Source organism: Nocardia sp. NPDC087230, assembly GCF_044744725.1.
GTDB classification, from domain to species: domain Bacteria; phylum Actinomycetota; class Actinomycetes; order Mycobacteriales; family Mycobacteriaceae; genus Nocardia; species Nocardia canadensis.
The window spans coordinates 17084-38369 of the sequence record NZ_JBIUYV010000007.1 but is presented as its reverse complement, the minus strand read 5'-3'; the positions used below and the strand labels follow the sequence as shown (position 1 = coordinate 38369).

Genomic DNA, 21286 nt, shown 5'->3' with positions numbered 1-21286 from the left:
CCGTCGTCGGATTCATGTGGTCCGCCCCGCCACCCACCTGGTCGCGCCCATGGCCACGACGACAGCGCCGAGCCCGGCGAGCATCGACAGCCCGAGATAGGCCACCGCCGTGGCCGCCGCGCCGGCGTCGATCAGTCTACGAAGCTCGAGGGCGAAGGTGGAGAAAGTCGTGAACCCGCCCAGCACACCGATTCCCAGGAACGGGCGCACCAGCTTCGGCGCCGCCCACAGTTCGGTGACCGTCACCATCAGCACACCGATGGCGAAGCAGCCGACCACGTTGACCGCCAGCGTCGACCACGGGAACTCCCCCGGCCGGACCGGCCACCACTGCGCGACGCCGAAACGCGCGGTCGCACCGAGGCCACCACCCACCGAGATCGCCGCCAGGACGGCCGGATCGAGCGCCGGGGGCCGCGATGCCATGCGCTGCCCTCCCCTGCCGATCCGATGATGGTCGTTGCTCATGGTATCGAGAAGCACCGACAGCCGGACGGGCGGTCGCCCGCAACGACGGCGCGAGCGCGGACTCGGGCAAACTTCCAGCACCCACGCGGCGGCACCCGCCGGGAACGCGAAACACGACGGCCCGGACCGATCTCGGTCCGGGCCGTCGTGGCGTTTCCGGCAGGTCAGTGCGCGAGCACCGGCTCGCCTTCGGCGGGCGCGGGCACCGTGTTCGGCATGAGCAGACCGATCACGATCGCGCCCAGCACGAACGTCGCTGTCGCCCACCAGAAGCTGGTGGTGTAGCTCTCGATCGCGCCCTGCGCCATGGTCAGCGGGCCGGGCTGGTGCGAGGACACGTAGTCGGTCATCGCCGAGGCCGCGATCGTGCTCAGCAGCGCGGTGCCGATGGAACCGCCGACCTGCTGGCTGGTGTTGACCATCGCCGAGGCCACGCCCGCGTCGTCGTGGTGCACACCGGCGGTCGCGCCCTGGAACGCCACCGACATCGCGCCACCGAGGCCGAGGCCCAGCAGGATCAGCGCGGGCAGGATGTGGGTGACGTAGCCGGTGTCGAGACCGATCCGGGTCAGCCACAGCATGCCCGCCGCGGCGACCAGGAAGCCGCCGCTGATGACGACCTTCGGCCCGACCTTCGGCAGCAGCAGCGAGGGCGCGGTGGTCGAGGAGGCCACCATGCCCGCGACCATCGGCAGGAACGCGACGCCGGTCATGATCGGCGAGTAGCCCAGGGTCAGCTGCATGTAGTAGGTGAGGAACAGGAAGATCGCGAACATCCCGATGCCCATGATGAACACGGTCAGGTAGGACGCACCACGAGTGCGGTCGGCCACGATGCGCAGCGGCAGCAGCGGATGCGCGACCCGGGTCTCGATCCAGGCGAACGCGGCCAGCAGCACGGTGCCACCGATCAGGAAGGCCAGGGTCGACGGCGCGGTCCAGCCCTCGGTCTCGGCCTGCGAGAAGCCGTAGACGATGCCGAACAGCGCGGCGGTGACGGCGATCGTGCCCGGCCAGTCGAGCTTGGGCCGGGTGGTCGAGACGTGCTTGGCCAGCAACAGCACGGCACCGACCAGGGCGACCGCGGCGAAGATCAGGTTGACGTACATCGCCCAGCGCCACGACGCCCATTCGGTGAGCGCGCCGCCGAGCAGCAGGCCGATGGCGCCGCCGGCACCGGCGACCGCGCCGAAGATGCCGAAGGCCTTGGCCCGCTCACCGGGTTCGGTGAAGGTGACCGTCAGCAGCGACAGTGCGGCGGGGGCGAGCAGCGCGCCGAAGACACCCTGGCCGACACGGGCCGCGACGAGCATCTCGAAGCTGGTGGCCGCGCCACCGATGGCCGAGGCCAGCGCGAAGCCGATCAGGCCGATGATGAAGGTGTTGCGGCGGCCGAACAGGTCGCTGAGCCTGCCGCCGAGCAGCAGGAGGCTGCCGAAGGCCAGGGCGTAGCCGGTGATGACCCACTGCCGGTCACCGTCGCCGAAGCCGAGGTCGGCCTGGGCCGCGGGCAGGGCGATGTTCACGATCGTCGCGTCCAGCACGACCATCAGCTGGGCGATGCCGAGAACGGCAAGCACCCACCAGCGCAGGGCGTGGGACCCGCGGCGGCCGGTGTCCGCGGCCGCGGGACTCTTCGTCCCGGTCTCGAGTGTGGTGGTCATAACTCCCCTTGTAGGTCGGCTGGGTTCGGTGCGAGTGGCATAATCGGAGATACCGCCTCCGCTTCATTCGAAGCTACCAGATTAACGGAGAAACCACCTCCGCTTAATCCCGTCGATTGGTAGGATGTACCTGTGAATCACGCCACCACGACCGCCTCACCGCCCCGCCGACTGCGTGCCGACGCCGCCCGCAATCAGGCGCGCATCGTCGCGGCCGCGCGTGAACTATTCGCCGATCACGGCCTGGAGATCACCCTCGACGACGTCGCCGAGCGCGCCGGCGTCGGCGTCGGCACCGTCTACCGGCGCTTCGCGAACAAGAAGGAACTGATCGCCGAGGTCTTCGACCAGCACATGGTCGACTTCGCCGACGCCGCCGACGCGGCGATGAACAACCCCGATCCATGGCTGGGCCTGGTGGAGTTCTTCGAGGACGCCTGCCGGCACCTGGCGACCAATCGTGGCTTCGGCGAGGTGATGCTCGAACTCGAGGAGGACCCGGCCCGCTTCGCCGAACTGCGCGACCGGATCCGCCCCTCGGTCACCGCGATCATCGATCGCGCCCGCGACGCGGGTGCCGTGCACCCCGACGTCACCACCACCGATTTCTTCGCGCTGATCCACATGGTGAACGCCTTCGCCGAGTTCGCCGGCCCGGTGAATTCCGAAGTGTGGCAGCGCTATATGGCGATCACCCTCAATGGCGTGCGCACCGACGCGGTACCGCGCAGGCCGCTGCTCGTGGCCCCGCTGACCGATGACGAGGTCGAGCGCGCCAAGGCGGCCGGCTGCCTCGGCCGACGCCGCTGAGCAGTACTTCTTCCCGCGACGAGTAGCGCGCGTCACAGTCCATCCTCTACAGTTGGACACATGACCAAGAGCACCTGGGTGAACTGGGCGGGCGAGCAGCGCTGCTCACCCGCCGTCGTCGCCGCACCACGCGACGTCGAGGAACTGGCCGAGATCGTCACCGCGTCCGCCGCCGCGGGCCGGACCGTGCGCGTCGCGGGATCGGGCCATTCGTTCACCGATGCCGTGCTCACCGACGGCACCCTGCTCGATCTCGGCGGCCTGGACCGCGTGCTCGACGTCGACACCGCCACCGGCCGCGTCCGGGTCGAAGCGGGCTTGACCCTGCACGCGGCGAGCCCGCTGCTGCACTCGCACGGCCTGGCCTTCCCCAACCTGGGCGATATCGACACCCAGACCATCGCGGGCGCGACCGCCACCGGCACCCACGGCACCGGCGCCAAGCTGCGCAATATCTCCGCCGCGCTGCACTCGGTGCAGATCCTGCGTGCCGACGGCACCACGGTCGAGCTCGACGAGGAGACCGATCCCGACGGCTGGCGCGCGGCGCGGGTCAGCATCGGCGCGCTCGGCATCGTCACCGCGGTCACCCTGCAGCTGGAGCCGTCGTTCGTGCTCGACCTCGTCGAGCGACCGGTCCCGATCGCCGACGTGCTCGCGAATCTCGACGAATTCGCCGACGGCAGCGATCATTTCGAGTTCTTCGCCTTCGCGCACGCCGAGGTGGCGATGACCAAGTCGAGCAACCGCAGCGTCGAGCCCGAGCAGCCGCGCGGCAAGGCGGGCGCCTGGCTCAACGACGTCCTGCTCTCGAATCATCTGTACGACACCATGTGCAAACTGGGCAGACGGGTCCCCGCCACAGTCCCGGCGATCCACCGGCTCGCGACCAAGGCGGGCAGCAACAATCGCAAGATCGACCGGTCCTACCGCGTCTTCGCGACCCCGCGCCTGGTGAAGTTCAACGAGATGGAATACGCCATCCCGCGCGAGCACGCGCGGGCCGCGATCGGCGAGATCCTCGACGTGACCAAGCGATTCGGCACCCCGATGCCGATCGAGGTGCGCTGGGTGGCCCCCGACGACGCGCTGCTGTCCCCCGCCGGCGGACGCGAGACCTGCTACATCGCCGTGCACCAGTACGAGGGCATGGTGTGGGAACCGTATTTCCGCGCGTGCGAAGCGGTGTTCGACCGGTACCAGGGCAGGCCGCACTGGGGTAAGCGGCACTTCCAGACCGCCGAGACGCTGCGCACCCGCTACCCCGAATGGGACCGGTTCGCCGAGGTGCGCCGCCGGTTCGATCCCACCGGCGTGTTCGCCAACGACTACGTGAACCGGGTACTCGGCCCGCTGAGCTGACGCGGCCGAGGCGGACATCCGCCGGACAACAGTGTCGCCGGTCGGCCCCACACCCACCGTGACGGATGGAATGATGGTCGGCGATACCCGAAGCGCCACAAGCACTTCGCCCCTGCGCCGAAAGGGCGACCATGGCCCACACTCCCAGCGTGTTGTTCGTCTGCGTCCACAATGCGGGTAGATCGCAGATGGCGGCAGGTTTCCTACGGGCGATGGCGGGCGACCGGATCGACGTCCGGACCGCGGGCAGCGACCCGGCGGCGGCGCTGAACCCCGCCGCCGTCGCGGTGATGGCCGAGATCGGCATCGACATCGCCGGGGAACGGCCCAAGCCCCTCACCGACGACGCCGTCGGCCTGTCCGATGTGGTGGTCACCATGGGCTGCGGCGAGGTGTGTCCGTACTTCCCGGGGATCAGCTACCGGGACTGGGTGCTCGCCGATCCGGCCGGGCAGCCGATCGAGGTGGTCCGCAGTATTCGCGATCACCTGCGGATCCTGATCGGCAATCTCATCGCCGAACTGGTGCCGGTGCCTGCCCGCTGAGATCGTCGGCGGCGACGTCCGATTCGTTCAAGACGACTCCCCACGACCGTGTCTACGCTGCGGATATGACTCCTCAGCTCGATGTCGTCTCGATCGTCGTCTCCGATATGGCCGCCTCGGTGGCCTTCTACCGCAAACTGGGGCTCGTGTTCCCCGAGGGCGCCGAGTCCGAGGTCCACGCCGAGGCCCACGTCGGCAATGGCCTGCGGCTGGCGTTGGACACCGAACAGGTGATCGCCTCGTTCACTCCCGGCTGGCAGCCGCCGACCGGCTCCGGCCGCAGCGGCATCGCGTTCCGCTGCGCCGACCCGGCCGAGGTCGACAAGCTCTGGGCCGAACTCGTCGACGCCGGCTACCACGGTGAACTCGCGCCGTGGGACGCCGTCTGGGGCCAGCGCTACGCCACGCTCGCCGACCCCGACGGCCAGGGCATCGACCTCTACGCCCCGTTGCCCAGCGAATAGGCCGACCAGCCGCCCGGGTCGCGCCGACGCTGCTGATAGCGGCCCAGGATCTCGCGGACCTCGTCGCTGACCGGTGGTTCGCCGGTCAGCCTGGTCCACAGGTGGGTGTCGTGGTCGGCGAGCGTCACCGGCCCGGTCGCGGCGACATCGACGACGAAGGTGAACTGGCGGGTGCGCGCGCCACCACCGGACAGATAGTCGAATTCGCCCAGGTAGTCACTGATCCCGGTGACCTCGAGACCGGTCTCCTCGAAGACCTCGCGCGCCACCGCGTCGTCGAGCGACTCCCCCGGCTCCACGACCCCACTCGGCAGTTCCCAGCGACCGCTCAGCGAATCCGATCGTCGGCGGCGGAGGATGAGCACCCGGTTGTGGCGGACGACGATCGCTCCGACGACAAGTCGACGGACTTCGTCTCTTTCGGCCTCGATACGGAGCGTGGAGTACACGGATACGTCGATCATCGGGTTCACATCCTCTCGTCGGTGGTTCGGACTTGCCTGGCACATACGACGGGGCGTGCCCTCTGAGCGTAACTCGCCGGTACGACCTTGCCGAATGAGACTTTCCGGGCGCGGACGGCGCGATCACCCCGCCTGCAGCGCGCGAACTGAACATCCGGCCAGGTCACGGACATCCCGGGACAGATGCGCCTGGTCGGCGAACCCGGTGACCGCGGCGGTCTCGGCCGCCGGAACACCAGCGCGCACCGCCGCCAGCGCCCGCTGGAACCGCAGAATACGGGCCAGCGTCTTGGGTCCGTAGCCGAAAGCGGCCAGTGAGCGCCGGTGCAGCAAACGCGCGGACATCCCCGCCGCGGCCGCCGTCCGCGCCACCGACGCGCCCGCGGCGATGGAGTCGACGATCCCGGCGAGGGCCGGATCGGGCGGTGCCGTCTCGGCGGCGAATCGCAACGCGATCGATTCCAAGGCCGCAACGCGGTCGGGCGCGTTGTCCACCCGGTCGACCAGGGTGCGGACCCGGCGGCCGGGGAACAGCTCGGCCAGGTCGACCCGTCGATCGAGCAGTTCGACGGCGGGAGTGCCGAGCAGCGCGGGCGCGATACCCGGCGCGAACCGGATACCGACGAACTCCGCGGCCCTGGCGGTGGGCACGTGGACGGCGCGACTGTCCGGACCGGCCACCATCAGCGTGCCCTCGGTCCAGATCAGGTCCATGCAGCCGTCGGGGAACACCGTGACCGGGCCGCTCGGGGCGGTCACCGCGCGCGTCCAGACCACGGCCCGATCCAGCCGCGCGGCGCGTTCCCGGTACTCCGTCACGCTTCGACGGTAACCCCGGCCACCGACGAACCGCTCCGCCGCGCGCCCGCCGTCGATACCCTGACGGCGTCGGGACAGTGAGGTCCCGTTTCGCGAAAGGACGCGGCCCATGCCCGCAGACGACTTGGTCGACACCGTCAACAGCGCCATCGAGGTGGCCGTGCCCGTGGCCGCGACCATGGGCGTCCGGGCGCTCGAGGTGCGGCGCGGTTACGCCGTCACCACCGTGCCGAGCGAGGGCAACGGCAATCACTTCGGCGCCATCTACGCGGGCGTGCAGTTCACCGTCGCCGAGGTGCTCGGCGGTGCGATCACCGCGGGCAGTTTCGACACCTCGGCGTTCTATCCGCTGGTGAAGTCGTTCGACATCGCGTTCCGGGCGATGGCCCGCAGCGATCTGCGCGCGGAGGCCACCCTGAGCGAGGACGAGATCGCGCGCGTCAGCGCCGAGGCCGCGGCCAACGGCAAAGCCGATTTCGTGCTCGAGGCCGTCGTCACCGATGCCGCGGGCACCACGGTCGCCACCTCGCGCGGGCTCTACCAGCTGCGAGCCTTCGGGCGCTGAACTCGTAGGGTCGCGGCATGACCGTGCTGCGCTCCGTCCTGCTGTTCGTGCTGGCCGCCGTCGCCGAGATCGGCGGCGCCTGGCTGATCTGGCAGGGTGTGCGCGAGCACCGGGGCGTGGCATGGATCGGCGCGGGCGTGCTGGCGCTCGGCTTGTACGGCTTCGTCGCGACCCTGCAACCCGACGCCCACTTCGGCCGCATCCTGGCGGCCTACGGCGGAGTGTTCGTCGCGGGATCGCTGCTGTGGGCGATGGCGCTGGACGGGTTCCGGCCCGACCGCTGGGATGTCCTCGGCGCGCTGGTCTGCCTGGTCGGGGTCGCCATCATCATGTACGTGCCGCGCGCGGCGAGCTAGGCGTGTCCCCGCGGCCGACCAGGCCTGACTGCCGCCCGGCGCGGAATCGGTCGTAAGATCTGGCGGCACAACGTTTCGGCTCGGCGGAGGGGTGGCTCCATGCAACCGGCAGGATCAGTGCAGCGGCCGCGCGTCGCGGGCTTTCCCGGCCCCGACATCGACGACGAACCCGACGTCTGGTCGGGCGCGGCGATCGACGACGACCGGATCAGAGCACTCGCCGTCGGCGCCTACTACGGGCGCAGCTGGGGCGCGTACTGCGACGGCGTCGCATTCCTGCCCGAGGAGGACGACAGCACCTCGACCCGGCGCGAGACCGCGATCGAGGGCCTGCACGAATCGTGGGGCGTCGACAACGCCGACGACGCGCGCGACACCATCCGCAGGCTGCTCGCCGGCATGCACGCGCCGCTGTTCGAGCTGGTCCACCCGCTGGCGGTGGCCGCGGCCACCGAGGCCGGCCGGGTCGACCGCGCGGGCCTGGCCGACGAACATCGCGAATTCCTGCACACGCTCTCGGGTTTCCGCGGCTACCGCGGCCCCGCCGGCATCGACCGCGACTACGACGCCTGGCTGCAGGCCATCAAACTCGGCATCACCGAGAGCCTGCCGACGCCGCTGCAGACCGACGCCACCGCCTGGGACCTGGCGCGGCTGGTCTTCATCGCCCGCGCCGCCTGCACCGCCGGGTATCTCACCGAGGACGAGGCCTGGGAGCACATGCTGACCGGCCTGGATCGCGCCCGGCAGCACTACCGCAACTGGCGTCAGTTCGGCGACGGTTTCCTCACCGGCGCCATCTTCTGGGCCGCCGCGCAGGATCTCTCGGCCGCCAGGACCCAGATCGCCGAACGCCGGCGGATGATCGCCGGACTGCACCTGCGCCCGTCGAGCCCGTGGCGGCGGGTGGCCCTGCACCGGGGCGCGCCGGTGTTCAGCCCGGCATCGCCAGCATGATGCCCACGGCCTGACGCCGGAACGGATCGTCGGCGACCATCCCCAGCTTGCGCCGCTCCACCAGCAGCTGCCATTCACCGAACAGATCGGCCGAGGACGGCAGCGACGGCGAGATCGACCCGTCGACGTGCTCGATCTCGCAGGCCAGCCGCAGCGCCTCGGCCACCCGGCCGAAATCCTCGGGCTCCCAATCCAGGAAGTCCAGGTCGCTGCCCGCGCCCGACACGCGCAGCGTCACCACCTGTCCCGGCACGGTGCGCACCTCGGCGCCGGTGAGCACGGCGACCGGGAACTCGTAGATCGCCCACGCCGAGACGAACAGCAACCGCAGCGTGGTGATCGCGACCAGTCCCGGCGCACCCTCGTGCCCCGCCTGAGCCAGTTCGAGCACGTATTCGTCCGGGCGTGCGCAGCCGTGCAGGATGTCGATCTCGCGGACCGAGTTGCCCGCGAAGCGCATTCGGCCCGCCGCGGCCGAAACGTCCGGGCGCCGCGGACCGTTCGGGCCGGGAACCGGGCGCGGCGGCACGAGATTCGGGCGCGGCGGGAACACCCGGCGCAAACTGATCAGATCGCGTTCGACCGCCCTGATCAGCACCTGCGCCTGCTCGCGTAGCCCGGTCTCGAGGAACACCGGCACCGGATGCCGGTCGGTCGCCGACCCGTTGACGCGAAACTCCGACGACCGGAAGAACAGCAGCATCGCCAACTGCTCGTCGTCGGTCGTCGCGAGCGCGATCCTGGCCAGCTCGGCCACGCCGACATCGAGCGCGGCCTCGTTGTCGGCCCGCAGCGGTGTCGTCACCAGCCTGCCGTCCGCGTATCGCACCGCGACGCGCGCACCCCACACCTCGATCACAGCCACATCCCTCCTGGCCCGCCCCGCCTCGCAGGATCCTACCGATGGGCTGTCGCGGCGGAAGGGGGCGGCGTAGATTCGACTGCGCTGCTCGGGTGAGTTTTCTTCCACGAAGGGATCGCCGTCATGAGCGTGTCACCCCGGTATCGGGGGCACCGCGGAGCGTCCGCGGTGCTCGCGTTCCTGCTCGTCCTGGCCGCCGCGGCGTGCGGGTCCGACAGCGATTCCGGGTCGTCGACCGCGCCGCCGGACAGTCCCGAGACCACGGCGATCACCGATATCGTGCGCGGCAAGGTGACCGAACTCGGTGTCAGTTCCGCCGTCTACGGCGTCTGGCGGGGTGAGGAACAGCTCGCGCTCGGCGCGTTCGGCGGCTCACCGCTGGGCGTCCCCGCGACCCCCGACATGAAAGTGCGCGTCGGCCAGCCGATGGAGCCGATGCTGTCGACCGTGCTGTGGCGCCTCGACGGCGACGGCGTGCTGAAAATGGACGAACCGATAGCCCGCTGGCTGCCCGATTTCCCCCGCGCGGACAAGATCACCCCGCGCATGCTCGCCGACAGCACCTCCGGCATCGCCGACTACGTGACCGATCCGGAGTTCCTGAAGATCTTCGCCGAGAACCCGATCCGCGAGTGGACCGCGACTCAGCTGTTCGAACGCGCCAACGCCCGTCCACCGCTGTTCGAGCCCGGCACCGACTTCGGCTACGCGCACAGTGATCTCGTCGCCCTCGGCGAGGTCTTGCAGAACGCGACCGGCAAACCCCTGGGCGAGTTGATCGCCGAGCACATCCTCATCCCGCTCGGCATGCACAACAGCAAGGTCGTGTTGAATCCCGCGATCGACGAGCCGTACCTGCACGGGTACACCAACGAACGCAACGGCTTCGAGGACTCCACCTTCTGGAACCCGACCGCCTTCCTGCACAGCGGCAACATGAACGCCCCCGTCGCCGACATCGGCCGCTGGGTCCGCGCCCTGGCCACCGGCGAACGCCTCACCCCCGACCAGTTCCAGCAGATGATGGGCCCCTCCACCGCGGGCCTCGGCCCGTTCACCCCCGAGAAGTACTTCGCCTTCGGCGTGGTCCACCTCGCCGACTGGCTCTACATGAACCCCGCCTACGGCGGCTACGACGGCATCGCCCTCCACGACACCAAGACCCAGACCACGATCATCGTCTACACCACCCACGGCCCCACCTCCCCCGCCACCAACAACGCCATCCCCATCGGCACCGCCCTGGCCACCCACCTCGTCCCCGACCGCCCACCCGCGATTCCCGGATGACCGCCTCGCCCTCAGCCACCGATCCGGACGAACCCCGGGGCGATCACCGTCCCCCACCGGCGGATGGACCGTTCACTCTGAACGTCGACGACGAGATCTTCACTGTCACGATCTCGCCGGACGGTCGCTCGGGTTATGCCTGGGACTCCGGCCCCAACCCCGGCTACGGATTCGACGGCTTCGCACCGCGGTTCACCCACCCGCCCGACGGCTATCGGCCGAGTGCCGAGCCGATCCGATTCCCGACGTTCGAGGAGCACCGCCGGTCCATCCGCACTTTCCTCGACCAGGTCGACCCATCGACCGGCTACATCGAAGAATGAGCCGAGTCCCACCGAGGAACGGCGGGCGTTGCGCGGCCGGGGATTCGAAGATCACCCGGAGGTGGCAGGCTGTGCTGATGGCCGACGAACTAGAACCCGCCACCGAACACTCCGGTGGCGAAGCAACCGAGTCGCAGGAAGATGCGACCAAGCGGAAGTTCCGCGAAGCACTCGAGCGAAAGAACGGAAAGGCCGGCGTCGGCGGGGCCGCGCACAACGCCGCCAAGGTCCGCGGCACCCAGTCCGCGGCAGGTGGCAAGCGCACCTTCCGCCGCCGCGCGGGCGGCTAGCCGATACGACAAAGCCCCTCACCTGGATGCCAGGTGAGGGGCCTCGAGTGGAGCTGCCGGGAAGTTACTCGAAACACGTCAACCTCCTGCGAAGCCTTTGCGAGCTGGGCGAACGACTGCACGCATGCGGATCACGGAGTTCAACGGATCCGGAGCCTCGAACCTCCAGGGGCGCGAAGAAGCACTTGAAGCCCGAGGAAGTCGCCGAGATTGTGGCCAAGTACGAGGCCGGCGCGTCCATGACTCAGCTGATGGTCGAGCATCAGATGGCGAAGCGGACCGTAGCGAGAACGCTGCGAGAAGCTGGCGTCGCCATCAGAGCGGCAGGCGGACAGCGAGGTCGGCAACCCCGATCGCCGGAAGGGGACGGAACGACCACCTCCAACGGATACACTGCGTAAGCCTCACCGACGGTTCGCAGCCATGGGTCAACAGCCACGCCGTTAGATGGGCGTTCGAAAACCCCGATCTGGAGAATGCTTGCCAGCAACAGCGGGCGCAGGACTCTCCTCCACCTCGGTAGCACAAGATCCCAAGCCTTCAAAAAGCATTCACCGTGTACCCGCGAAACTGCGCAGCCCTCCTCTTACCGGGTCAGCTTCTCGGCGAGTGAAATTGTGAACCGGATCGTGTTCGCCAATTGCTCGTCAGTCATGGATTCTGCGGGCGACTGGCCGATTTCGAATCCCGCCACGTGGTCGTTGAGGTAGACCTCGACTCTCACCTCGGACACTTCCTGCGCGCCCGGGCGCCGGTCGTAGACCCAGGTCGGATAGCCATACCCGTCGACCTGCCTGTAACCTTGCCCGGTCTTCACGTTGGCATTGTCCGTGCGAACCCTCTCGCGTTCTGCCGGTGGCAGTTTGCTGTCTTTGTCCTCGAACAGGGACGCCGCCATACCCCCGCTGCCTGGCCAATCGAAGGTGCACGTCCTGTGACCCACGCCGCCTTTCTCCATCTTGAATCTCGGATCCTGGGTCCCACCGGTAACACCGGCTATATGGAGTTCGTTCACGAGGTAGTCGTTCCACGGAATGCACAGCTCCGACAGGGCCGTAGCGGTTGCTGGCTCCTCATCTGTAGAGCAGCCAGCGGTCAGTCCCACCGTCAGCGCAACTGCGAGGGCAGACACAGCTATCCGGTTCATCGGACCGACCCCAATCCTTGGCCGTATTGGATGTGATAGTCCTGCAAGTGGTCATGGAATATTCCGCCACGATGGTTGTTCAGCACATTCGTCAGGTTGCCATTGACCGTGTGATGGTCGCCGCCCTTGGCTGCGAGAAGTTCGTCGTAGCTTTTCAATGTGCCATCGCCGTTGAACATGTAATTGTATGTCGGGCTATGGTCGAGCGCCCCGTGGGATTGGAGCGCTTGCGCGATCTGATAATTCTGACGCGAGGCGTCGTAGGTGTCGTAGCTGACGGTCGTCGCCGGAGTATCGGGCGGCAGATACACGCCGACGATACTGTTCTTGGCAACGGTGTTGTAAGCATCAACCGCTGGCGCCCACACATCTTTGACGACTGGCGTATATTTCATTCCGGTACTCAGTGCAGACTTTATTCCGTCATAGGCCTCACCCTTGTTGGCGAAGCTGTTGGCACCGTGCGCTTTTGCGTCTTTTCCTCGCTCTTCGGCTTCGGCCGTGAGGCCCTGGTCGATCAGCCCCCGGATCACCCCAGCACGACTGGCGAGCTCGCCATTCGGTTCCTCCGGATTGGCGACTGCCGAATTGGCCCACGCCTGCTGCAGCTCCGACGTTGTCATGAATGCCTGGGCATTGAAATAGGTCGCCGCGTCCTTGTCGGTATCCATGACCGTGAAGACACTCAGAGCTTTGGAGTGATCGTCGTCAGTACCCCAGTAGAAGTTGCGAGTTGCCGTCTTATCGTCAGCAACCCCGGCCATATCAGCGATATACGGACTGAGCGCCGAGGCGATGCCTTGCGTTGCGCGTGGGTTGGCGGCACCGATCGATTCCGAATACGGGCCGTTGACGTTGAGTAGTTCGTCCTTGTGGCCCGCGACGTAGTTGGCCAAACCGGACGCCGCCGCACCGGCGCGATCGGCAACGGCCGTGTCGGGCGACGTGGCGTCGCCCTCTATCCAGCTGAGCATGTCTTGGACTGCGGCACCGTCATCCTTGCTGTACTCGTTCGTCAGCAGCGGGCCGAAAATGTCTTCTCGCTTACCCGGGTCAGCCAGCACCTCGGTGACGGCGATCTTGTCTTCCCCGGCCGTTTCGACCAACGACTGGACAAGATCACTCACGAGACCGTCTTCGGTTTCTCTGGTGACGTTGTGCCCACTCTTGTCAACGAGATCACCTGCAGTATTGAGGAGCTCGCGGTTGATGTCGCTGCCAGGCGCGGTCATCTTGTCGCCGAGCGCCAGCATCGACGTAACCTGCTTGAGCTCGCCACCGTCGATGTTCGAGTGGTGGGTGCGGTTGCCATCTCGAAGTGAGTAGTCACGGGTCAAGACGTTGGAGATCCCGGACGGGATCTGGTTGAGGCCGCCTTGCAGTTGCATCGGGTTCCCGGTGGGGCCGATACCGGTGGCACCGACGTTGGGGTTGGCCAGCGTATTGAGTCCATTGACCACGCTCGCGGCATGCACGGTATCGCCGCCGGTGCTCATCTGCTCGGTCATCCAGACCAACCCGTCCTTACCTGCGGTGTTGTAGAACGAATGCAGGTAGGCGAACTGGGCCTCGGTCAGATCGACCTTCTTGCCGGAGTTGATATCCGCGATGTCCTGTGCCGTGAGTCCGGCCTCGGCGAGGCGATCTGCGATGAGCCGCATCTGAGCCGGAGTCGCATTGCGGTCGGCGACAAGCAGACCGTCCTGCACTCCGGTGTTGCCGGAGTCGATGGTGTCCATCGTCCAGGACCCGAGCCCTGCCTCACCCGCGGCTTTCTGCACCATGTCGAGCAGTTCCTGCCCGGCAGCCTGGGCCAGAGCGAGGTCTTCAGCGTTGAATTGGTTGACCAGACCTTTCACCCTGGTCGATGCCTCGACCGCGTAGGTGGCGAGCTGCTCAGCGCTCATCGGGATCGTCTGTCCGGGCGCAGCGCCAGGAATGTCTTTCTTACCCGCCGGGACGGTCACCGTGCCGTCGTCGGCGACATCGAAGCCTTGCCGCAGATAGTCGTCGGCCGCCTTGACCGCGGCCGAGCAGTAGCCATCCATCGCCGAGCCGTGCTTGCGGTAGGCCGCGGCGATGTCGTCGAGTTCGCCGATCAAGGTGTTGCCGGCCACCCGCTCGCCGAGCGCTCGCTGGTTCGCCGCTGTCGCCGCAGCTCCTTTCCAGTTGTCCTGGCTGGCATCGACTTTGACGTACATGTCGTTCATGTGCGTGCTGAACGTAGCGACGAGCGCGTCGATCGCACCGGCCACAGCGTGTGTAGTGGCTTCGGGATGGAAGCCGCGCATGGCGGCCAGACCGACGGTCACGAGTACACGCCTTCCCCAAGATTGCCCAGCAGACCGGCGAACGCCTTGTCGGCTTCCTCGTAGTTCATGCAGCACCTGATTGCCGCGCCGCCCATCGCATTGATCCGCGAGGCGACCGAGGTCAGGGCGGTCTTGACCTGATCACTGGCTGCTGCCGAAACAGCTGCGGTCGCTGTGCCTTTCAGATCGTCGACCCCGACCCGAAAGGGTTCCTTGGTGTCCATTCCCTCGACGGCAGCACCGACGCGCGATAGCTCCATACCGAGTGTGATGAGCACTTCTTTGTTGACATCCAGACCGGTCATAACTCCTGGCCCCTCCCCTGATTCAGCAACTCGCTACATGACGTGTCATACGGTGCTGCTTCTAACTCACCGGTGGCAGTGCGGCTTCTACGGCTCGGGCTGCCTCTTCGCGCGTCTTACTCAGCACTGCTGTCACGCTCCCCGCCTGCCATCCCGCCAGCCTCCGCCGTCATCACACCCATTCACTTCGTAGGACGCATCTCGGCCCGGATCGGTTCCCCCATCTTCAGAAAGTCGGCGGACCATGGTGGACGGGCGAATGATGCTCCGTCCGCCGATTGCTAAGGGTTGTCCCGTAAGTCCGGGAGAGCTACGTCAGACCCAGTACCCCGTGTCCGCGCTAGGCAGTGTCCTCAAAGCCACATGACCCAGCGTGGCCAGATCCAGCATGCCGTGGAACGAGAGGGACTGCTCCAGGACCCCTACTACGCGGGATGGGTCATCGTCGACGAACAGCTCCGACCGGGTAGGCCGACGCTATCGTCACCCAAGAATTGTTCGATCGGGTTCAGGATGTCCGAGACGTGCGAAGCCGCCGCGGGCAGCGGGATCGCGTGCTTCAGCACTATCTCGAGGGCGACCTGTCTGTGGTCGCTGTCGAGGCGACGGCAGGACCTCGCGATTCATCTACACCGAAGCTCGTGGGCGCAATGGCAAGCGGTACAGCTACTTCTTGTGCCGGGGTCGCCAGGAAGGCGTGTGCGATTTGCCTCACCTCCCCGCTGATCGCGTCGAAGATGCCATCGTCGAGCACTACGGGACGCTCCGCATCCCAGAGGGGTTCCAGACGACGGCGCGTGAGCTCCTCGGCCAGGTCATGACAGACGAACAGGCCAGCGTCCGTCAGATGCACAGCAGTATGACCAAGCAGCTCAAAGACCTCGACGCCAAGGAAGAGCGACTGCTCGACCTGGCCGCCGACGGCACGCTGCCACAAACCAAGATCAAAGATCGCCTGCGGAAGATTCACGCCGATCGGGCGGCTGTCGAAGCCGGTCTCACCGCGACGAACGCTGAACTCGCTGTTGGGGTGGAGATCCTCGAACGAGGGCTCGACCTCCTGGCCGATCCGTGGGATCTGTACCGAACCCGCACCGATGAGGTCCGACGCCACCTCAACAGGGCGTTCTTCGAACGCCTCTACCTCGACATCGACGGGGTCGTCGCCGACGAGCTGCAGCAACCATTCGCCGACCTTCATACTGTGGCCGGAGCCAGGATGACCTGCGGAAATCCTTCGATACGACCAGCGCCCAGGAACGGGAAAAGCGGCCCTACTCTCGGCGGGGTCCTTTCGGACCCCGTTTCGAGTAAGACCGCTCTTGTGGAGCTGCCGGGAATCGAACCCGGGTCCTCCGCCGCGTCTTCAGGGCTTCTCCGTGTGCAGTTCGCTAGGTCTCTGCTCGGATCTCCGAGTCTCGCGAACAAGCCCGGATGACGATCCCAGTCGCTGTTGGATGTCCCGTCCGACTCCGCGACCGAGCCGAACGGTAATTCCCTCTAGCTGATGCCAGGGTCCGGGTCGAGGGACGAACCCGGTCCGACAGAGACGACCTGCTACTTAGGCAGCGAGGGCGTACTCGCGCTGATTGGAATCGGCGCTTAATTGGTTGCAACGACGCTTACGGTGGTCTCTTGCCTGCACCGACACGCTTCCCCTGAATCAACGTACGCAGTCGAAACCGTTCAGCCCCGTACGTGCCCGCACCGTGCGGGCTAGTCATGTTAACACTGCCGTCGCCGGGAATCTTCCCGATATTTCTGCCAGCGCGCGGTGTCGCCGATGTGACTCGTCAGCGAACCACACTTATTCGCACCGCCGATCCGGGGAGATGCGCCGGTCGACCGGGGTACTGTTCTCGATCGGCTGGACCGGGACGCGCGAGATCCCGTGTGCGGCTGGAACAAGGAGTTACCTCATGGCATTCACCAGCCGGCTGCGCCGGTCGGCCGCCGTGCCCGTCGTGGCCGGCCTCCTCCTCGCCGCGGCGTGCTCCGCCGGCGATTCGACCGCCGGGCCGGGAGTCACCAGCGCACCGTGTCCCGGATCGACGCACAAGGACCGCGGGTGCATCTATCTCGGCGTCCTGTCGGACCTGGCGAACGGCCCGTTCTCCGCCCTCGGCTCGTCGATGAACGAGGGCCAGCTGGCGTTCTGGAACCAGGTGAACCAGGCGGGCGGCATCGGCGGCTACGACATCGACATCACCACCAACGCCCGCAACACCTCCCTCGACCCACGCACGCATCGCACCGCCTACGCCGAGATCGAGCCGCACGTGCTCGCGCTGGCGATGAGCTTCGGCACCGCCCAGACCATCGCGATGCTCAATCAGATGGACACCGACGACATGGTCAGCGTGGCGGCCACCCAGTGGTCGGGCTGGAACTATCGCAGCGCCGACCGCAATCTGGTGCTCAGCGCGGGCTATTCCTACTGCACGGAGGCGGTGACCGGCCTGGACTGGTTCACCCGCACCCACTACGCCCCGCGCAATATCGCCATCGTCGCCTACCGTGGCAATTACGGCGGCGACTACGCCAGCGGTGCGCTGAAGTGGGCGATCGCCAACGGTGCCACCATCGCCGACCGGGTCGACACCGGCCCCAACGGCGAGGTCGGCAACCAGGACGGACCGGTCGAGGAGGTCCTGGCCGCCGATCCCGACCTGGTCCTGCTGGCCACCGGTCCCGCCGAGACCGCGGAGATCGTCGGCAAGCTGGTGAAGTCGGGCTACACCGGCCGCTTCCTCGGCTCGCTGCCGACCTGGAACGCCGCGCTGTTGCAGACCGCCGCGGCCCCCGCGCTGACGGCGCTCTACAACTACACGACCCCGGTCGACAGCTGGAACGGCGACAGCGTCGGCGCCCGGCACGCCCGCGCCGCCGTCGATCGCGCACCGGCGAACTTCGGCTATTCGCTGGGCTGGGCGATCTCCTATCCGCTCAAGGCCCTGCTCATCGCCGCGGCCGAAGAGGGCGAGCTGACCCGGGCCGGGTTGCGCCGCACGATCGAGGACCTGCGACCCGATGGCGAGGGCATGGTCGTCATCCATCCGGCGGGCGCGGTCCAACCCGATCTGAGCGGTGAGTGGACCTCGGTGTTCGAACCGGACAAGGCCGCGCCGATGGGCGCCAGGGCGATCGAGGTCGGCTATCAGGGCGAGACCCTGGGCAAGCTGGACCTGCACGAGCCCTGCACCCGGCTGTAGTGGCCTCAGCTCGCGGCGATCATGGCGACCGCCGCGAGCGCGAGCACCATGCCCACCTTCTGCGTCCCGCTGATCCGTTCGCCGAGCAGCACCATCGCCAGCAGCACGGTCGCGGCCGGATACAGCGAGCCGATCACGCTGACCACCGACAGCAGCGACCCGTGGAAGGCGTACAGCAGCGCCGCGTTGGCGATCACATCGAGGACGCCGACCGCCAGCGCCAGCCGCAAGGGTTCCCCGCGCAGGCCGCGGAACTGGCCCGCGGCCAGCGCGGAGGTCCACACGACGGCCGTCGCGGCGGCGCGCTGACCGAGCAATGGCCACAGCCCGGCGCTCGCGCTGGTCTCGTGCAGGAAGAAGAACGCGAAGCCGAACGCGGCGCCCGAGCCGACGGTGAGCAGCGCGACCCGACGGGTGAAACGCAGTTCCCGGCCGCCGATGATCTCCTCGGTCGTCTCGTCCGGCGCTTCCCGGCTGACCAGCACCACCGCGACCAGCGCGAGCGCGATTCCCGCGATCGCGGCGGGCCGCGGTCGCTCGCCGAGGAAGAACCCGGCGATCACCGGGATGCCGGCGACCAGCACCGCGGTCACCGGCGACACCACCGACATCGGACCGTCGGCGAGCGCGGCGTAGAACCACCACACCGCCAGTCCGCTGGCGACGCCCGCGGCCAGGCCCCACAGCATCGATGCCGCGTCCGCGTGCCCACCGACCAGCGGCGCGATCAGCAGGACCAGCAGCACCGACCACGGGTAGGACACGACGACCACCCGCAACGCGGTGACCCGCCGGGCGGCGATCCCGCCGAAGAAATCGCTGACTCCGTACCCCGCCGCCGCCACGAGGGCGAGCAGGACGGAGATCAACGCATGCCTTTGACCCGCCGACCGATCTCGCGCGTGACCTCACGCTCGGCCTGCCTGCGGGCGAGGTCCTGACGCTTGTCGTAGTCCTGCTTGCCCTTGGCGAGCGCGAGCTCGACCTTCACCTTGCCGTCGGAGAAGTACATCGACAGCGGCACCAGCGTCTGGTTGCCCTCCCTGGACTTGCCGACCAGGTGCTCGATCTCGCGCTTGTGCAGCAGCAGCTTGCGGGTGCGCCGCGGCGAATGGTTGGTCCACGTGCCGTGGCTGAACTCCGGAATGTGCAGGCCGCGCAGCCAGACCTCGCCGTTGTCGACGGTCGCGAAGGCGTCGACGAGAGACGCCTTGCCTTCGCGCAAGCTCTTGACTTCGGTGCCGACCAGCGCGATCCCCGCCTCATAGGTGTCGAGGATCGTGTAGTTGTGCCGCGCCCGGCGGTTGGTCGCGATGACCTTCCTGCCCTTTTCCTTCATAACGGTCAACTCTAAGTGACCGCGCCAGCCGTTTATTCCAAGGTCCGTCCCACCCTCAGCTCGCCGCGCGCTCGAGGGCGCGGGCCAGGGCTCGGTCGCGTTGTTCCTCGAATCGGGTCGCCTTGGCCTCGAGGTCGAGCAGGTAGGCGTGCAGCTCGTCGCGGGCGCGTTCGCCCTCGTCGCCGAGATCGGTGCGGTCGAAGACCTTCCAGGTGCGCAGCACCGGCTCGAGCACGACGTCGAGGTGCTGGCGCAGGTCGTAGACGCCGTGCTTGGCCAGCATGACCGCGTTGCGACGGAAGTTCGGCTGGTTGAGGCCGGGCATCTGGAAGCGCACGACGACGTCGGTGATGGCGCGCATCGTCGCGTCGGGGGTGAGGTCGAGGGCGGCCGCGCACAGCTTGCGGTAGAAGATCATGTGCAGGTTCTCGTCGGTCGCGATGCGCGCGAGCATGCGGTCGGCGATCGGGTCGTCGCACAGCCTGCCGGTGTTGCGGTGGCTGATCCTGGTCGCCAGTTCCTGAAAGGTGACGTAGGCGACGCCCTTGAGGAACTGCGAACCCTTCTCCGGCTTGGCGATGCCGGCGGTCATGTGCGCCATCCTGGCTTCCTCGAGCGCGACCGGGTCGACCGCGCGGGTCACCACCAGGTAGTCGCGCATGACGATGCCGTGGCGGTTCTCCTCGGCGGTCCAGCGCCCGACCCAGGTGCCCCAGGCGTTGTCGAAGCCGAAGGTGTCGGCGAGCTCGCGGTGGTAGGAGGGCAGGTTGTCCTCGGTGAGCAGGTTGGTGATCATGGCCGCCTTGGCCACCTCGCTGAGTCGCGACTGCTCCGGGTCCCAGTCGATCCCACCCATCGCGGCGAAGTTGCGGCCCTCGTCCCACGGCACGTAGTCGTGCGGGTGCCAGTCCTTGGCCTTGGCCAAGTGGTCGTTCAGGTTCGCTTCGGCGGTCGGTTCGAGCTCGGCCAGGATGTCGCTGTCGGAGAGCTGGAGCGTCAAGATGTCACCTCGGAGTTGGCGGGCGGGAAAGGCGGACCCCCTGCGCCCACCATGCTGTGTGGACGCGTCCGCGGCGGTCACATGACGAAACACTGTGTTCGCTCACAGGAACCGACCGTCCGGGCTAGGCGGGCGGTAGTGCCGGACCGAACTGATCGATACGCAGGGGCAGGGCGGGCCACGGGGTGCGGTCGGGGGTCAGCTCGCCGACGACCAGCACGCCCGCGGCGTCGAAGGCGGCCCTGGCCCGGTCGAGGTGGTCACCCGAGGTCACCAGCACCGCGGCGCGCAGCTGGTGCTCGGCCATCAGCGCCGCCGTGAAGCGGGCATTGGCCACGGTCGAATCGGCCTGCGGCTCACGCAGGATCCGCGCCGGGTCGATGCCCGCCGCCACCAGCCAATCGGCCATCGCGTCCGCCTCGCTCAGCCCGGCCCGTGGATTGCCGCCCGTAACGATGATCGGCGACCACGGCGCGAACACCGCCTGCACGAGGCCGGCCCGTAACCGCCGGACCAGTTCCGGGCGCACGGTGCCCTCTGGCGTCAGGCCGTAGCCCAGGATCACCACGGCGGTGTCCTCGCCGTAGGTGCCGGGCAGCGACGGCGTCAGAAGGCGGGGCAGGTCTCGCACGCCGATCGGCGACGAGGGCTCCGCGCTGCCCGATGGTGCTGCCGCACAGACGATTCCGGTCGCGGTCAGGACCGCGCACACCCCTCGCGTCACCCAGGTCA

At 67.8% G+C, this 21286-nt stretch carries 24 protein-coding genes and 1 other RNA gene; 11 read left to right on the top strand and 14 right to left on the bottom strand.

The features are described 5' to 3' along the window. Positions 1 to 12 precede the first annotated feature (12 nt). Both crcB and ACIO52_RS23135 read right to left on the bottom strand, forming a co-directional pair. Positions 13 to 426, bottom strand: a complete 414-nt coding sequence (crcB, locus tag ACIO52_RS23140) for a fluoride efflux transporter CrcB (RefSeq protein ID WP_218717604.1) — start codon at positions 424 to 426, stop codon at positions 13 to 15. A 206-nt stretch (positions 427 to 632) separates the two neighbouring features. Then, on the bottom strand, positions 633 to 2132 hold the full coding sequence (locus tag ACIO52_RS23135; protein ID WP_218717605.1) for an MFS transporter: 1500 nt from the start codon (positions 2130 to 2132) through the stop codon (positions 633 to 635). A 132-nt stretch (positions 2133 to 2264) separates the two neighbouring features. On the opposite strand from ACIO52_RS23135, the gene ACIO52_RS23130 reads away from it, so the two are divergent. The 4 genes from ACIO52_RS23130 (at position 2265) to ACIO52_RS23115 (ending at position 5313) form a co-directional block, all read left to right on the top strand. Next, on the top strand, positions 2265 to 2942 hold the full coding sequence (locus ACIO52_RS23130; RefSeq protein ID WP_316575791.1) for a helix-turn-helix domain-containing protein: 678 nt from the start codon (positions 2265 to 2267) through the stop codon (positions 2940 to 2942). Positions 2943 to 3002: 60 nt separating this feature from the next. Then, positions 3003 to 4304, top strand: coding sequence for a D-arabinono-1,4-lactone oxidase (locus tag ACIO52_RS23125; protein ID WP_316575792.1), 1302 nt, complete (start codon positions 3003 to 3005; stop codon positions 4302 to 4304). Between the two features lie 131 nt (positions 4305 to 4435). Beyond that, positions 4436 to 4849, top strand: a complete 414-nt coding sequence (locus ACIO52_RS23120) for a heat-shock protein HtpX (RefSeq protein WP_218717608.1) — start codon at positions 4436 to 4438, stop codon at positions 4847 to 4849. A gap of 65 nt (positions 4850 to 4914) precedes the next feature. Further along, the gene (locus tag ACIO52_RS23115) at positions 4915 to 5313 is read left to right on the top strand and encodes a VOC family protein (protein ID WP_316575793.1); all 399 of its coding nucleotides are present in this window, start codon (positions 4915 to 4917) and stop codon (positions 5311 to 5313) included. Here ACIO52_RS23115 and ACIO52_RS23110 read toward each other — a convergent pair. Both ACIO52_RS23110 and ACIO52_RS23105 read right to left on the bottom strand, forming a co-directional pair. Then, positions 5289 to 5777 carry an NUDIX hydrolase gene (locus ACIO52_RS23110; protein WP_402646653.1) on the bottom strand — a complete coding sequence of 163 codons (489 nt, stop codon included), beginning with the start codon at positions 5775 to 5777 and terminating at the stop codon, positions 5289 to 5291. The two genes, ACIO52_RS23115 and ACIO52_RS23110, sit on opposite strands and share 25 nt — an antisense overlap. A 123-nt stretch (positions 5778 to 5900) precedes the next feature. Further along, positions 5901 to 6596, bottom strand: a complete 696-nt coding sequence (locus ACIO52_RS23105) for a DUF6597 domain-containing transcriptional factor (RefSeq protein ID WP_402646650.1) — start codon at positions 6594 to 6596, stop codon at positions 5901 to 5903. 109 nt (positions 6597 to 6705) lie between these two features. Between ACIO52_RS23105 and ACIO52_RS23100 the strand changes: the two genes are divergently transcribed. From ACIO52_RS23100 to ACIO52_RS23090, 3 genes are all read left to right on the top strand, one after another. Then, a complete protein-coding gene (locus tag ACIO52_RS23100) occupies positions 6706 to 7161 on the top strand; it encodes a DUF4442 domain-containing protein (RefSeq protein WP_316575795.1) in 456 nt (151 codons plus the stop codon). Positions 7162 to 7178: 17 nt separating this feature from the next. Continuing rightward, positions 7179 to 7517 carry a YnfA family protein gene (locus tag ACIO52_RS23095; protein WP_316575796.1) on the top strand — a complete coding sequence of 113 codons (339 nt, stop codon included), beginning with the start codon at positions 7179 to 7181 and terminating at the stop codon, positions 7515 to 7517. 117 nt (positions 7518 to 7634) lie between these two features. Beyond that, entirely contained in the window at positions 7635 to 8474 is an 840-nt protein-coding gene (locus ACIO52_RS23090) for a DUF1266 domain-containing protein (RefSeq protein ID WP_218717614.1), read from the top strand. Here the strand turns inward: ACIO52_RS23090 and ACIO52_RS23085 are convergent. Further along, complete coding sequence (locus ACIO52_RS23085; RefSeq protein ID WP_218717615.1) at positions 8452 to 9339, bottom strand: hypothetical protein; 888 nt, start codon at positions 9337 to 9339, stop codon at positions 8452 to 8454. The genes ACIO52_RS23090 and ACIO52_RS23085 overlap by 23 nt on opposite strands. A gap of 120 nt (positions 9340 to 9459) precedes the next feature. On the opposite strand from ACIO52_RS23085, the gene ACIO52_RS23080 reads away from it, so the two are divergent. From ACIO52_RS23080 to ACIO52_RS23070, 3 genes are all read left to right on the top strand, one after another. Next, on the top strand, positions 9460 to 10626 hold the full coding sequence (locus ACIO52_RS23080) for a serine hydrolase domain-containing protein (RefSeq protein ID WP_402646645.1): 1167 nt from the start codon (positions 9460 to 9462) through the stop codon (positions 10624 to 10626). After that, positions 10623 to 10949 carry a hypothetical protein gene (locus ACIO52_RS23075; protein ID WP_316575799.1) on the top strand — a complete coding sequence of 109 codons (327 nt, stop codon included), beginning with the start codon at positions 10623 to 10625 and terminating at the stop codon, positions 10947 to 10949. Before ACIO52_RS23080 ends, ACIO52_RS23075 begins: the two co-directional genes overlap by 4 nt. A 77-nt stretch (positions 10950 to 11026) precedes the next feature. Beyond that, entirely contained in the window at positions 11027 to 11239 is a 213-nt protein-coding gene (locus ACIO52_RS23070) for a DUF5302 domain-containing protein (protein WP_218717618.1), read from the top strand. Between the two features lie 586 nt (positions 11240 to 11825). Here the strand turns inward: ACIO52_RS23070 and ACIO52_RS23065 are convergent. The 5 genes from ACIO52_RS23065 to ssrA all read right to left on the bottom strand — a co-directional run bounded on the left by ACIO52_RS23065 (position 11826) and on the right by ssrA (position 16697). After that, positions 11826 to 12137, bottom strand: a complete 312-nt coding sequence (locus ACIO52_RS23065) for a hypothetical protein (RefSeq protein ID WP_402646641.1) — start codon at positions 12135 to 12137, stop codon at positions 11826 to 11828. A gap of 245 nt (positions 12138 to 12382) precedes the next feature. After that, on the bottom strand, positions 12383 to 14698 hold the full coding sequence (locus ACIO52_RS23060; RefSeq protein WP_402646638.1) for a hypothetical protein: 2316 nt from the start codon (positions 14696 to 14698) through the stop codon (positions 12383 to 12385). Further along, positions 14695 to 15003, bottom strand: a complete 309-nt coding sequence (locus tag ACIO52_RS23055) for a hypothetical protein (RefSeq protein ID WP_342800612.1) — start codon at positions 15001 to 15003, stop codon at positions 14695 to 14697. Before ACIO52_RS23055 ends, ACIO52_RS23060 begins: the two co-directional genes overlap by 4 nt. 565 nt (positions 15004 to 15568) lie before the next feature. Beyond that, a complete protein-coding gene (locus tag ACIO52_RS23050) occupies positions 15569 to 16204 on the bottom strand; it encodes a hypothetical protein (protein ID WP_402646635.1) in 636 nt (211 codons plus the stop codon). Between the two features lie 121 nt (positions 16205 to 16325). Then, positions 16326 to 16697, bottom strand: a transfer-messenger RNA (tmRNA) gene (ssrA, locus tag ACIO52_RS23045). A 225-nt stretch (positions 16698 to 16922) separates the two neighbouring features. Here ssrA and ACIO52_RS23040 point away from each other — a divergent pair. Continuing rightward, on the top strand, positions 16923 to 18215 hold the full coding sequence (locus ACIO52_RS23040) for an ABC transporter substrate-binding protein (RefSeq protein ID WP_402646632.1): 1293 nt from the start codon (positions 16923 to 16925) through the stop codon (positions 18213 to 18215). Between the two features lie 5 nt (positions 18216 to 18220). On the opposite strand, the gene ACIO52_RS23035 is transcribed toward ACIO52_RS23040, so the two are convergent. The 4 genes from ACIO52_RS23035 to ACIO52_RS23020 all read right to left on the bottom strand — a co-directional run bounded on the left by ACIO52_RS23035 (position 18221) and on the right by ACIO52_RS23020 (position 21278). After that, positions 18221 to 19084 (bottom strand): EamA family transporter, encoded by an 864-nt coding sequence (locus tag ACIO52_RS23035; protein WP_402646630.1) that lies wholly within the window; start codon positions 19082 to 19084, stop codon positions 18221 to 18223. Continuing rightward, positions 19081 to 19554: an SsrA-binding protein SmpB gene (gene smpB, locus ACIO52_RS23030; RefSeq protein WP_110036321.1), complete on the bottom strand. Its 474-nt coding sequence runs from the start codon at positions 19552 to 19554 to the stop codon at positions 19081 to 19083. Before smpB ends, ACIO52_RS23035 begins: the two co-directional genes overlap by 4 nt. Before the next feature lie 55 nt (positions 19555 to 19609). Beyond that, positions 19610 to 20554, bottom strand: a complete 945-nt coding sequence (locus ACIO52_RS23025; RefSeq protein ID WP_218717620.1) for an acyl-ACP desaturase — start codon at positions 20552 to 20554, stop codon at positions 19610 to 19612. A gap of 124 nt (positions 20555 to 20678) precedes the next feature. Beyond that, entirely contained in the window at positions 20679 to 21278 is a 600-nt protein-coding gene (locus ACIO52_RS23020) for a YdcF family protein (RefSeq protein ID WP_218717621.1), read from the bottom strand. Positions 21279 to 21286: the final 8 nt, after the last annotated feature.

Coding starts and splice junctions, on each gene's coding strand:
- crcB (WP_218717604.1), bottom strand. CDS start 426: ATGGCATCGCGGCCCCCGGCGCTCGATCCGGCCGTCCTGGCGGCGATC.
- ACIO52_RS23135 (WP_218717605.1), bottom strand. CDS start 2,132: ATGACCACCACACTCGAGACCGGGACGAAGAGTCCCGCGGCCGCGGAC.
- ACIO52_RS23125 (WP_316575792.1), top strand. CDS start 3,003: ATGACCAAGAGCACCTGGGTGAACTGGGCGGGCGAGCAGCGCTGCTCA.
- ACIO52_RS23120 (WP_218717608.1), top strand. CDS start 4,436: ATGGCCCACACTCCCAGCGTGTTGTTCGTCTGCGTCCACAATGCGGGT.
- ACIO52_RS23115 (WP_316575793.1), top strand. CDS start 4,915: ATGACTCCTCAGCTCGATGTCGTCTCGATCGTCGTCTCCGATATGGCC.
- ACIO52_RS23110 (WP_402646653.1), bottom strand. CDS start 5,777: ATGATCGACGTATCCGTGTACTCCACGCTCCGTATCGAGGCCGAAAGA.
- ACIO52_RS23100 (WP_316575795.1), top strand. CDS start 6,706: ATGCCCGCAGACGACTTGGTCGACACCGTCAACAGCGCCATCGAGGTG.
- ACIO52_RS23095 (WP_316575796.1), top strand. CDS start 7,179: ATGACCGTGCTGCGCTCCGTCCTGCTGTTCGTGCTGGCCGCCGTCGCC.
- ACIO52_RS23080 (WP_402646645.1), top strand. CDS start 9,460: ATGAGCGTGTCACCCCGGTATCGGGGGCACCGCGGAGCGTCCGCGGTG.
- ACIO52_RS23075 (WP_316575799.1), top strand. CDS start 10,623: ATGACCGCCTCGCCCTCAGCCACCGATCCGGACGAACCCCGGGGCGAT.
- ACIO52_RS23070 (WP_218717618.1), top strand. CDS start 11,027: ATGGCCGACGAACTAGAACCCGCCACCGAACACTCCGGTGGCGAAGCA.
- ACIO52_RS23065 (WP_402646641.1), bottom strand. CDS start 12,137: ATGGCGGCGTCCCTGTTCGAGGACAAAGACAGCAAACTGCCACCGGCA.
- ACIO52_RS23055 (WP_342800612.1), bottom strand. CDS start 15,003: ATGACCGGTCTGGATGTCAACAAAGAAGTGCTCATCACACTCGGTATG.
- ACIO52_RS23050 (WP_402646635.1), bottom strand. CDS start 16,204: ATGAAGGTCGGCGAATGGTTGCTGCAGCTCGTCGGCGACGACCCCGTC.
- ACIO52_RS23040 (WP_402646632.1), top strand. CDS start 16,923: ATGGCATTCACCAGCCGGCTGCGCCGGTCGGCCGCCGTGCCCGTCGTG.
- smpB (WP_110036321.1), bottom strand. CDS start 19,554: ATGAAGGAAAAGGGCAGGAAGGTCATCGCGACCAACCGCCGGGCGCGG.